Annotated in this window: 13 protein-coding genes; 12 read left to right on the top strand and 1 reads right to left on the bottom strand. The window is 62.1% G+C overall.

Going from position 1 to position 11639, the window contains the following annotated elements; genetic code table 11:
* The first annotated feature begins 45 nt into the window (after positions 1-45).
* Entirely contained in the window at positions 46-726 is a 681-nt protein-coding gene (locus EIO64_RS10130; protein ID WP_025544920.1) for a TIGR00266 family protein, read from the top strand.
* 68 nt (positions 727-794) lie between these two features.
* Here EIO64_RS10130 and ppdK read toward each other — a convergent pair whose 3' ends face one another.
* Positions 795-3425 carry a pyruvate, phosphate dikinase gene (gene ppdK, locus EIO64_RS10125; RefSeq protein WP_021751206.1) on the bottom strand — a complete coding sequence of 877 codons (2631 nt, stop codon included), beginning with the start codon at positions 3423-3425 and terminating at the stop codon, positions 795-797.
* Positions 3426-3783: 358 nt separating this feature from the next.
* Between ppdK and EIO64_RS10120 the strand changes: the two genes are divergently transcribed.
* The 11 genes from EIO64_RS10120 (at position 3784) to EIO64_RS10070 (ending at position 11542) form a co-directional block, all read left to right on the top strand.
* Positions 3784-4644 (top strand): DNA polymerase III, delta' subunit family protein, encoded by an 861-nt coding sequence (locus tag EIO64_RS10120; RefSeq protein WP_021751207.1) that lies wholly within the window; start codon positions 3784-3786, stop codon positions 4642-4644.
* Positions 4641-5924 carry a PSP1 domain-containing protein gene (locus tag EIO64_RS19365; protein WP_136891292.1) on the top strand — a complete coding sequence of 428 codons (1284 nt, stop codon included), beginning with the start codon at positions 4641-4643 and terminating at the stop codon, positions 5922-5924. The genes EIO64_RS10120 and EIO64_RS19365 overlap by 4 nt, the downstream gene beginning before the upstream one ends.
* Before the next feature lie 114 nt (positions 5925-6038).
* On the top strand, positions 6039-6884 hold the full coding sequence (locus EIO64_RS10110) for an HAD-IIB family hydrolase (RefSeq protein ID WP_119311831.1): 846 nt from the start codon (positions 6039-6041) through the stop codon (positions 6882-6884).
* 117 nt (positions 6885-7001) lie between these two features.
* Positions 7002-7781 (top strand): helix-turn-helix domain-containing protein, encoded by a 780-nt coding sequence (locus EIO64_RS10105; RefSeq protein ID WP_119311830.1) that lies wholly within the window; start codon positions 7002-7004, stop codon positions 7779-7781.
* A gap of 143 nt (positions 7782-7924) precedes the next feature.
* The gene (locus EIO64_RS10100) at positions 7925-8317 is read left to right on the top strand and encodes a GntR family transcriptional regulator (RefSeq protein WP_025545026.1); all 393 of its coding nucleotides are present in this window, start codon (positions 7925-7927) and stop codon (positions 8315-8317) included.
* Positions 8298-8993, top strand: a complete 696-nt coding sequence (locus tag EIO64_RS10095; RefSeq protein WP_021747584.1) for an ABC transporter ATP-binding protein — start codon at positions 8298-8300, stop codon at positions 8991-8993. Before EIO64_RS10100 ends, EIO64_RS10095 begins: the two co-directional genes overlap by 20 nt.
* Complete coding sequence (locus EIO64_RS10090; RefSeq protein ID WP_136891291.1) at positions 8987-9292, top strand: hypothetical protein; 306 nt, start codon at positions 8987-8989, stop codon at positions 9290-9292. Before EIO64_RS10095 ends, EIO64_RS10090 begins: the two co-directional genes overlap by 7 nt.
* On the top strand, positions 9244-9795 hold the full coding sequence (locus EIO64_RS10085) for a hypothetical protein (protein WP_136891290.1): 552 nt from the start codon (positions 9244-9246) through the stop codon (positions 9793-9795). The genes EIO64_RS10090 and EIO64_RS10085 overlap by 49 nt, the downstream gene beginning before the upstream one ends.
* 70 nt (positions 9796-9865) lie before the next feature.
* Positions 9866-10336, top strand: coding sequence for a COG2426 family protein (locus EIO64_RS10080; RefSeq protein ID WP_021747586.1), 471 nt, complete (start codon positions 9866-9868; stop codon positions 10334-10336).
* A 50-nt stretch (positions 10337-10386) separates the two neighbouring features.
* Positions 10387-10872: a hypothetical protein gene (locus EIO64_RS10075; RefSeq protein ID WP_119311828.1), complete on the top strand. Its 486-nt coding sequence runs from the start codon at positions 10387-10389 to the stop codon at positions 10870-10872.
* Between the two features lie 163 nt (positions 10873-11035).
* Positions 11036-11542 (top strand): hypothetical protein, encoded by a 507-nt coding sequence (locus EIO64_RS10070; protein WP_119311827.1) that lies wholly within the window; start codon positions 11036-11038, stop codon positions 11540-11542.
* Positions 11543-11639 lie beyond the last annotated feature (97 nt).

Raw genomic sequence — 11639 nt, 5'->3', positions numbered from 1 at the left:
AATGGAGAAAACCGGCCCCGGGCCGAGAAGAGAAAGGAGCACACCATGGAATATCAGATCGAGGGAGCACCGCTGCCGGTGGTGATCTGCCAGCTGGAGGCCGGCGAGACCATGCTCACCGAGCGGGGGAGCATGAGCTGGATGACCCCCAACATGAAGATGGAGACCAGCACCAACGGCGGTCTGGGGAAGGCGTTTGGGCGGATGCTCTCCGGCGACTCCATTTTCCAGAACCGCTACACCGCCCAGGGCGGCCAAGGACTGATCGCCTTTGCCTCCAGTTTCCCGGGCAGCATCCGGGCCTTTGACATCGGTCCGGGCCGGGAGCTGGTGGTGCAGAAGAGCGGCTTCCTGGCCAGCGAGGCGGGCGTCCAGCTGTCCGTCTTTTTCCAGAAGAAGCTGGGCTCCGGCTTCTTCGGCGGCGAGGGCTTCATCATGCAGAAGCTCTCCGGCCGGGGGATTGCCTTCACCGAGTTCGACGGGCATATCGTGGAATACGACCTGGATCCCGGTGAGTCCCTGGTGGTGGATACCGGATATCTGGCGGCCATGGATGCCACCTGCTCCATGGATATCCAGGCGGTCCCGGGGCTCAAGAACATGGTGTTCGGCGGTGAGGGGATCTTCAACACCATTATCACCGGACCGGGCCATGTCTATCTCCAGACCATGCCGATCTCTCAGGTGGCAGGGGTTCTGCGGCCCTTCATGCCCACAGCGAAGTGACTTATGCATCGATACAAAGAAACCGGACCGCCCTCTTTGGGCGGTCCGGTTTTTTATGAGAGAGAAGATTACTTCTCGTCCTTGATGGCAGCCTGTGCCGCAGCCAGCCGGGCGATGGGCACCCGGAAGGGAGAGCAGGACACATAATCCAGGCCCGTCCGGTGGAAGAACTCCACACTGGAGGGGTCGCCGCCGTGCTCGCCGCACACGCCCAGATGCAGCTCGGGGTTGGTGGCGCGGCCCATCTTGCAGGCCATATCCACCAGCTTGCCCACGCCGGTCTGGTCCAGCTTGGCGAAGGGATCGTTCTCGTAGATCTTCTTGTCGTAATAGGCGTCCAGGAACTTGCCCGCGTCATCACGGCTGAAGCCGAAGGTCATCTGAGTCAGGTCGTTGGTGCCGAAGGAGAAGAAGTCCGCCTGCTTGGCGATCTCATCGGCGGTCAGCGCGGCCCGGGGGATCTCGATCATGGTGCCCACCAGGTACTTCATGTTGGAGCCGGCCTCCTTGATGATGGCATCGGCGGTCTCCACCACGACCTTCTTCACGTATGCCAGCTCCTTGACCTCGCCCACCAGGGGGATCATGATCTCAGGCACCATGGTCCACTCGGGATGCTTGGCCTGGACGTTCAGCGCAGCCTTGATGACGGCGCGGGTCTGCATGGCGGCGATCTCCGGATAGGTGACCGCCAGACGGCAGCCCCGGTGACCCATCATGGGGTTGAACTCGTGCAGGCCGGCGATGATGGCCTTGATCTCCGCAACGCTCTTGCCCATGTCCTTGGCCAGCAGCTCGATGTCGGCCTCCTCAGTGGGCACGAACTCGTGCAGCGGGGGATCCAGGAAACGGATGGTGACAGGCAGGCCCTCCATAGCCTCATAGATGCCCTCGAAGTCGGACTGCTGCATAGGCTCCAGAACAGCCAGAGCGGCCTCACGCTGCTCCACGGTGTCGGAGCAGATCATTCGGCGGATGGCGGGAATGCGGTCTGCGTCAAAGAACATGTGCTCGGTCCGGCACAGGCCGATGCCCTCAGCGCCGAACTTCCGGGCCTGGGCGGCGTCGTGGGGGGTGTCCGCATTGGTGCGGACCTTCAGGCGGCGGTACTGGTCGGCCCAGCCCATGACCCGGCCGAACTCGCCGCCGATAGAGGCGTCCACCGTGGGGATGGCGCCGTCGTAGATCTTGCCGGTGGAACCGTCGATGGACAGCCAGTCGCCTTCGTGGAAGGTCTTGCCGGAGAGCTCAAACTGCTTATTCTCCTCGTCCATCTTGATGGCGCCGCAGCCGGAGACGCAGCACTTGCCCATGCCGCGGGCCACCACGGCCGCGTGGGAGGTCATGCCGCCCCGCACAGTCAGGATGCCCTGAGCAGCTTTCATGCCCTCGATATCCTCAGGAGAGGTCTCCAGCCGGACCAGGACCACCTTCTCGCCGCGCTCGGCCCAGGCCTTGGCGTCCTCAGCGGAGAAGACGACCTTGCCGCAGGCGGCGCCGGGAGAGGCGGCCAGGGCGCTGCCGATCACGGGGGTCTTCTTCAGCACCTCGCCGTCAAACTGGGGATGCAGCAGGGTGTCCAGGGTGCGGGGATCGATCATGGCCACGGCCTGCTTTTCGTCGATCATCCCCTCGTCCACCAGGTCGCAGGCGATCTTGAGCGCAGCGGCAGGGGTGCGCTTGCCGTTGCGGGTCTGCAGCATGTAGAGCTTGCCGTTCTCCACGGTGAACTCCATATCCTGCATATCGTGATAGTGATCCTCTAGAATCTTGCAGACCTTCTCAAACTGGGCGAAGGCCTCGGGGAACTTTTCGCTCATTTCGCTGATGGGCATGGGAGTCCGGATGCCGGCCACCACGTCCTCGCCCTGGGCATTGGTCAGGAACTCACCGAACAGCTTCTTCTCGCCGGTGGCGGGGTTGCGGGTGAAGGCCACGCCGGTGCCGCAGTCGTCGCCCATGTTGCCGAAGGCCATGGACTGGACGTTGACGGCGGTGCCCCAGGAGTAGGGGATGTCGTTGTCCCGGCGGTACACGTTGGCGCGGGGGTTGTCCCAGGAGCGGAACACGGCCTTGATGGCGCCCATCAGCTGCTCCTTGGGGTCGGTGGGGAAGTCTGCGCCGATCTTGGACTTGTACTCGGCCTTGAACTGGCCGGCCAGCTCCTTCAGGTCGTCGGCAGTCAGCTCCACGTCCTGGGTGACGCCGCGGGCCTCCTTCATCTGGTCGATGAGCTGCTCAAAGTACTTCTTGCCCACTTCCATCACCACGTCGGAGTACATCTGGATGAAGCGGCGGTAGCAGTCCCAGGCCCAGCGGGGGTTGCCGGACTTCTTGGCCAGCACGTCCACCACGTCCTCGTTCAGACCCAGATTCAGGATGGTGTCCATCATGCCGGGCATGGAGGCCCGGGCGCCGGAACGCACGGAGACCAGCAGGGGGTTCTCCAGATCGCCGAACTTCTTGCCGGTGATGCCCTCCAGCTTGGTGATATACTCCATGATCTCCGCCTGGATCCCGTCGTTGATCTTCTGGCCGTCCTCATAGTACTGGGTGCAGGCCTCGGTGGTGATGGTGAAGCCCTGGGGCACCGGCAGGCCAATGTTGGTCATTTCGGCCAGATTGGCACCCTTGCCGCCAAGCAGCTCCCGCATGTTGGCGTTGCCCTCGCTGAACAAATAGACATATTTTTTGCTCATGTAGTCCAAACCTCTCTTTCCTGCCGCAGTCGAAAGTCGGGTGGACTCCAATCTGCGGTTAAACGATTAGCCCATTTTGATAACGATAACATTATATTGGGAATTTTTTCGGAAAACAATACATAAAAATGCTAAGAAATTTGGGGATAGCTGGAGTATTTTCACAAATGTTTGTGCAATCCACACAATTAACAGTTGCGCAACAAAGAAAATATTTACGTTCTTTCCTTTTTCGGGGCCATGTGGTACAATGGCTCCAGTGTGCCCGCCGGAAGGCCGCCGGGCGCCCCAAACACCCGGCGCCGCCGGAAAATCTGCAGATCAGCCCGTGCTCACAGCGGGAAAAGGAGAGTACGCCATGTCCCTGTTCGGCCTGCGGCCGGAGGAGCCAGCCGCCATCCGCATCCGGGAGGCCGCCACTCGCGGCACCCTGTCCCACGCCCTGCTGCTCACCGGCAGCGGCGACCGGATGTCCGCCGCCTGCTTTGCCGCCGCCGCCCTGGAGTGCACGGGGGAGGAGAGCCGCCCCTGCGGCGTCTGCCCCGCCTGCCGGAAGGTGCTGGCGGGCATCCATCCGGACGTGATCACCGTCCGGGACCCAGACCATAAGAACATCGCCGTGGACGTGGTGCGCGCCATCCGGGCAGACGCCTACATCCGCCCCAACGAGGGGCGGCGGAAGGTCTATGTGTTTCCGGACTGCGCCCTGCTGACGGAACAGGACCAGAACGTGTTGCTGAAGGTGGTGGAGGAGGGGCCGCCCTATGCGGCCTTTCTCTTCTGTGCGGAAAATGCCGCTGTGGTGCTCCAGACCCTGCGCTCCCGGTGCGTGGAGCTGAAGCTGCACCCGGCTGCGGAAGGCGGCGGTGAAGAGGTCCAGGCGGCAGAGGCCCTGTGCCGCTGCCTGGCCGCCCGGAAGCGGGGAAAGGTGACGGAGCTGGCGGTGCGGCTGGAGAAAAAGCGCATCACCCGGGAGGACCTGTCCGCCCTGCTGGAGCGGAGCCGGGCCCTGTGCGCGGCGGCGCTGCTGCTGCAATATGGACAGGAACCGGAGGAAAGCTGCCGGGAAATCGCCCCAATTCTCGCGAAAAACTTGACAAAATCCCAAATCATGCGCACAATAGAGCTGTTACAGAAGTATCGCGGGGAGTGCACGTACAACGTGGGAACCGGCCATGTGCTGGGCGCCATCGCGGTGGAATTGGAGGGCATCCTTTGACAGAAGTTATCAGCGTCCGCTTTCGAGGCGGCTGTAAAAATTACTATTTCAATCCAAACGGCAACCAGGTGAAGATGGGAGACCAGGTGATCGTGGAGACCGCCCAGGGCCCGGAATTCGCCACCTGCACGGAGGGGAACCACGAGGTGGAGGACTCCGCCATTGTCAAGCCCCTGAGCCCTATGCTGCGGATGGCCACGGACAGCGACCGCCGCACCGTGGAGCAGAACAAGAAGCGGGAGAGCGAGGCCTTTGACATCTGTGAGAAGAAGATCGCCGCCCACGGGCTGGAGATGAAGCTGGTGAACGTGTCCGCCAGCTTTGACGGCAACAAGATCGTCTTCTACTTTACCGCCGACGGCCGGGTGGACTTCCGGGAGTTGGTGCGGGATCTGGCCGGGGTGTTCCGGGCCCGGATCGAGCTGCGGCAGATCGGCGTCCGGGACGAGGCCAAGATGATCGGCGGTCTGGGGATCTGCGGCAGACCCTTCTGCTGCTCCCAGTTTCTGGACGGGTTCCTGCCCGTGTCCATCAAAATGGCCAAGACCCAGAATCTTAGCCTGAATCCCACCAAAATCTCCGGCACCTGCGGGCGGCTGATGTGCTGCCTGAAATACGAGCAGAACGTCTATGAGGACGCAGCCAAGCGGATGCCCAAGGCAGAATCCTTTGTTCAGACGCCGGACGGCCCCGGCAATGTGAAGAGCGTGGACCTGCTGCGGGAGACCGTGAAGGTCAGCCTGGACAGTGCGCCGGAGCCTTTGAAGTGCTATCACAACTGTGAGGTGTGCGTTCTGCGCAACGGCAAGGGCAGCCGGGAGGGCATCGCCATTCCGGAGCGCCCCGCCCGCTATGTGGAGCCGAAGGAGGCGGAGGAGTTCCGGGAGGAGGCCCCGGCCCTGATGCCGCCCTTCTATATGGACACGCAGCTGGAAGAGGCGCCCATGCGGGAGAAGATCGGCGCACCCGGCAGCGGCGACGGCAAGCCACGCCGCCGGCATCGGGGCGGCCGCCGGAGAGGGGGAGCCAAAAGCGGAGAGGGGGTCGAGCAGCCCAAGGCCGAGGCCAGGGGGCCGGAGAAGAAGGAAGGGCGGCCCCGTCCCCCAAACAGGAGAGCAGGCCTGCGCAGCCCAAGCCGACAGAAGCCAGACCTGGGGAGAACAGGGCGGCGGCCCCGGACGGTGAAGGCGAGGCCAAGCGCCGCCGCAGGCCCCACCACCGGGGGGGCGCCGCCGGAACAAAAACGGCGGCGAGGGCGGCGGTTCCGCCCCCAAGAGTGAGTGAATCCGGCTGGACCGCCGCCCCTTTTTCGGGCGGCGGTCTTTTGAAATGCCGGGAGAGCAGGCAGATGGAGCGGATCTGCCTTTTCAGAGAGATAGGATGGAGGAGTTTTTATGGGAAAATTTGACGGTGTACTGCTGGCCAGCGATTTTGACAATACCCTGCTGAATACGGAGACGGCCCGGCGCACGGGCGCCGAGGTGCCGGAGGTGTCCCGCCGGAACTGGGAGGCGCTGGAGTATTTCATGGCCGGCGGCGGGAGATTTGCCATCGCCACCGGCCGGGCGCTGGCGGCCTTCATCAAATTCGCGGATCAGGTGCCCATGAACGCGCCGGGCATTGTGTGCAACGGCGCGGCCCTGTATGATTTTCAGAAGGGGGAGTATCTGGAGACCATTCTGCTGGACGAGAGCACCCGCCGGCGGGGACAGGAGACTCTGGACCGATTCCCCACGCTGGCGGTGGAGGCATACCACATCGACAACGTGATCCACGCCGTCCGGCCCAATCTCTATACCCGCCAGCATGAGCACGTCACTCATGTGAGCGTGGTGGAAAAGCCCTCCCTGCTGGATGTGCCCCTGCCGCTGGGAAAGATCATGTTTGAGGAGGACCACGCCGTTTTGGAGGAGGTCAAGGCGTTTCTGCAGTCCCAGCCCTGGGCGGGGGAGTATGAGATCTTCTTCTCTGACCGGACACTGCTGGAGGTCACCGCCAGAGGCGCCACCAAGGGTGGCATGGTGGCCCGGCTGGCGGAGCGGCTGGGCATCTCCCGCCAGCACGTCTACTGCGCCGGGGACGAGGCCAACGACCTGTCCATGCTGACCTGGGCGGCGGAGGGATTTGCCCCCGCCAACTGCGTACCCGCTGTCCGGGCCTGCGGGGCCACCATCGTGGCAGATGCGGACCACGACACTCTGGCGGACATCGTGTCCCGCCTGGACAAAATGTACGCCTGAGCGCCGGAAACACCGCTCCGCTACCTGTGGTAGCGGAAATTCCAGGTTTGGTTGCTGGCATGTCCCGGTATCGTCTGGTATCCTGAACGTGTGAAAACGGCAGGGGAGGGAAGCGCCATGACCTTTGGAGAGAAGCTGCAAAAGCTCCGGACCCGGGCGGGATTGAGCCAGGACCAGCTTGCCAAGCTGCTGGATGTGAGCCGCCAGGCGGTGAGCAAGTGGGAGCGGAACGAGGCTATGCCGGAGGTGGAGAAGCTCGTCCGCATCAGCCGCCAGTTCGGCGTGTCCACGGATTACTTATTGCTGGAAGAACTAGAGGAGCCGGAGACGGCCAATACCACGGCTCCTGCGGCGGGCCTGTGGGTCCGGGTCAAGCAATGGTACCGGAACAGGGGCTATCTGCTGGCCTGGGTTCTGGCGGCCTGGGGTGTCTGGAACCTGGTTGACCTGGCTGTTCTTGCGGCCAATACATACCAGCAGGCGCAGGACCTCGAGAATTTTGCCTGGGTGAAATACGTGCAGATGGTGTATATTCCCACAATGATTCCCCATGTGCTGCTGATTCTCGTGTCTGTGATTCTGGTATTCCGGGGCCGCCAATTGGCAGGGCGGCTTCGTTGGTATCATCTGGGCTGGCTCCTGGTGCTGATGGGTCTGCTGAACATGCGGCTCCCCCTTCCCGCGCCTCTGCGGTTTTTGCAGACGGGGCCGGTCTGGAGTATTTCCACTGCGTTGCTGGTGTATCTGGCGGAGTATGGGCCGGAGAATATGTGGGAATTTGTGGAGGTGACTTTTTGGGACGACCTGCCCTGTCTTCTGGTGACCATTTTGGGCTTCGCCATCCTCATCCTGGGCTGCCGGTATGATCAGAGAACCTCCCTCCGCAAAATCGAATAACCGATGAATCCCTTGCGCCGCAGCGATAAGCCGCTGCGGCGCTTTTGCCTCTCCAAAATTTTTTTCGAATCCACTTGACAAATCTGGAGAATGTGCTATTGTATTACTTGCTTAGTACAACAACACAAATGGGAGGTGCTTCTGTGAAGTGGCAGTTTTCCAATGACGCGCCGATCTATTCCCAGCTGATCGCGCAGATCAAGGTGGGCATTGTCTCCGGCGCGTTCCCGCCGGGGGAGCGGCTGCCTTCCGTGCGGGACCTGGCTACGGAGGCCGGGGTGAATCCCAACACCATGCAGCGGGCCCTGACGGAGCTGGAGCGGGACGGACTGGTATACAGCCAGCGAACCACGGGTAGATTTGTGACGGAGGATCAGGCCATGATTGCATCTGCAAAGAGAAGTTTGGCGGAGCGCCACATTCAGGCGTTCCTGGAGGCCATGACCCACCTGGGCTATGGCCGGGAGGAGATCCTGACGCTGCTGCGGCAGGAGGAGACCAAGGGAGGAGAAGACAATGGCAGTTCTGGAATGTAAAGATCTGAGCAAGCACTACGGCAACGCGCCGGCGCTGAACCATGTGAGCCTGGCGGTGGAACCGGGCCGGATCGTGGGATTGCTGGGCCCCAACGGCAGCGGCAAGACCACCCTCATCAAGCTGGCCAACGGCCTGCTGACCCCCAGCGAGGGAGAGGTGCTGGTATGCGATATGGCCCCTGGAAAGGAGAGCCACGCCAGCGTCAGCTACCTGCCGGAGCGGACCTGCATCCCCACTTGGATGTCCGTGAAGCAGCTGCTGGATTTCTATGGCGACTTCTACCGGGACTTCAATCGGAAGGCGGCGGAGGAGATGCTCACCCATCTGAACATCCGCCTGACCCAGCGGATCAAGCAGATGTCTAAGGGAACCCGGGAGAAGGTGCAGCTCATCATGGTGATGAGCCGGGCGGCAAAGCTGTATCTGCTGGATGAGCCCATCGGCGGCGTGGACCCCGCCACCCGGGACTACATCCTCTCCACCATCATCGGCAATTACAATCCCGAGGCGGCAGTGATTATCTCCACCCACCTGATCGCCGATGTGGAAAAGGTTCTGGACGAGGTCATTTTCATCAATCAGGGCCAGGTGGTGCTCCAGTCCTCTGTGGATGAGATCCGGGAGGAGAAGGGCATGAGCGTGGACGCCCTGTTCCGGGAGGTGTTCAAATGCTGACGAAACTCTTGAAGCACGAATTCCGTGCCACGGCCCGCATCATGGGGCCTTTGTACCTGGTTCTGCTGGCGGTGGCCCTGGGCTTCAATTTCTCCGCCAGGCTGATGGACTCAGGCAACTTTGTGCTGAATATGCTGGCCGCTTTGGTGGTCATGGCCTATGTGGTGGCCATTACCGCCGTGTTCATTGTGGCGTTCATTCTGATGCTCCAGCGGTTCTACAAAAATCTGCTGGGGACGAGGGCTACATCATGTTCACTCTGCCCGCCTCGGTTCACCAGCATGTGTGGAGCAAGCTGATCGTCTCCGCCGTGTGGTTCATCGCCACCGGCGTGGTGGTGTTCCTGTCTGTTTTTGTGGCGGCCTTCAACGTGAGCTTCTTGACGGATTTGGCGAGTGTTTTCCCCAAGCTGTTCCAGCAGATGACCGCCTACTACGCCGTCAACGGCACCGTTTTCGCGCTGGAGCTTCTGGCGCTGATGCTGGCAGCCTGCATGAGTTTCTCCCTGCAGTTCTATGCCGCTCTGGCGGCGGGCCACAGCTTTGCCAACCATAAGATGGCCCTGTCCGTGGCGTTCTTCTTTGTGTTCCAGTTTGTGGTGCAGATGGCGGGGGCCATCGTTCTGGTCCTGCTGGACGAGGGGCCGTTGCACCAGTTCCTGCTGACGCTGGATTTCCAGCTCACCGGCGTGGCGGCGGTCCACTTCACGATGGTGGCTTTGCTCCTGCTGACAGTGCTCTACGGTGCGATTTTCTATATTGTAACCACAATTACCTTGAAAAAGCGCTTGAATCTGGAGTAAACTGGACCATACGCTTCCGGCGGGCCGTGGGAGTGATCCCACGGCCCCGGAAATCTTAAGGGAGGCCGCCATGCCCGTAGAGGAAAACCTGATGCAAGCGATCCTGCTGACCTTCGGCACCGCTATGGTGCCGGTGCTGGAGCTCCGGGGCGCCATTCCTGTGGGAGTGGCGGCGGGACTCTCCCCGGCCGCGGCCTGCCTGGTGTCCATCCTGGGCAATATGGTGCCGGTGCCTTTTATCCTGCTGCTGATCCGCCGGATCTTCGACTGGCTCCGGGGCACCCGCCTTTTCGGCCCCAGGATCGACTGGCTGGAGCGCCGGGCTCACCTGAAGGGCCGGATGGTGCGGAAGTACCGCCTGCCGGGACTCATCATTCTGGTAGCCATCCCCCTGCCGGGGACTGGGGCCTGGACGGGGGCTCTGGTGGCGGCCCTGCTGGACATCCGGATGCGCCACGCGCTGCCCGCCATCTTCCTGGGCGTGGTGATTGCCGGGGCCATCGTCACCACGCTGACCTACGGCGTGGTGCAGCTGTTTTGAATCTTATAAGGGGTTCGTTATCTATGAGGAAATTCCTTTTTGCATGTGGCATGATTTCCTTGATGCTGTTTACCCTGACCGCCTGCGGCAGTGAGGACCCGGCAGAGGAGATCTCCCGAGCGCTGCACATCGATGTGTCCGCCGGAGAGGAGATCTCCTCTTCTGACACCCACGGCGGCTTCCACGGCGACGGCATTTCCTGCGTTGCCCTGCAGTTTCCTGACAGCCAGGTAGCCGACGCCATTGCGGCGAACGCCGCCTGGACACCGCTTCCCCTGGACGAGACGGCCCAGGCACTGGCCTATGGCGTCACCCGAGAGGACGGCGGCGAAGTTTTCAGCGCGGGCCCTTATCTCACCGATGACAGCGGAGATCCCCTGCTGCCGGGGATCGCCAATGGCTTCTACCGCCTGATTGACCGCCACAGTGACGCCGGGGATGGACAAAACCTTCTGGAGCGGGCTTCGCTGAATGTCACCTTGGCCGTGTATGACGCGGACAGCGACACGCTGTATTTCTGCGAAATGGATACCTGACTGACATCCCGGTGGGCGAACGAGGGCAGAAGGAGATCCAACCCATCCGCAGGGGCCGATACCCTCATCGACCCGCAGCCCAGATGCCCCGTGACCGCCGGGGGAACGGCAGCGGGGAGAGCCCTCAACGAACCCCACCCACTGAAAAACACAGGAGGCAGCCATGAAAAGACATATAATCCCCTGTATCCTTTCCCTGACTCTGCTGCTGACCGCCTGCGGCGGGGAACAAGCTGCGGCCGACACCGCTGAGGAGGCAGTGAAGGACCACTACTACCAGATTCTGGACGCCGCCGGTAAAGAGCTGTACACCGTCACAGACAGCGGGGCCGTGGCAGAGATCGACGCCCTCATCAACAAGGCCGGCGGCGAGAACGCCGACCACGGGAATGCGGAGGGAGACCCTCTCTACACTTATGTCTACTGGCAGGAGACTACCCTCCACGCTGGGGAGGACCCGGATGCGGAGCGGGAATACCTGGAGGTCTTCCGGACCCAGGTGCGGCAGGGCAGCAACGCCGTCACCACGGAGGTCCTGTCCGATACCCTGGAGGGCGTTGGGAGCTTTGTAGGCGTGGAAGGACTGGGCGGTCTGCTGACGTTTACCGCTGAAGTGCCCCGGGAAACGGCGGACGCCCTGCGGGACCCGGCGCAGTTTGCCGGGGCGTGAGCAATACAAAATAGATGCGGCGCATCCGTTTCAGGGTGCGCCGCACGTTTGCTTTTAGGGGTGTGCCGGCCCATACCACTCCCCAGGGAGGCCTCCC

This window comes from Dysosmobacter welbionis, from assembly GCF_005121165.3.
Lineage (GTDB): Bacteria > Bacillota > Clostridia > Oscillospirales > Oscillospiraceae > Oscillibacter > Oscillibacter welbionis.
Note: the sequence above shows the minus strand (reverse complement) of the source record. Positions and strands in the feature narration are given on the sequence as shown.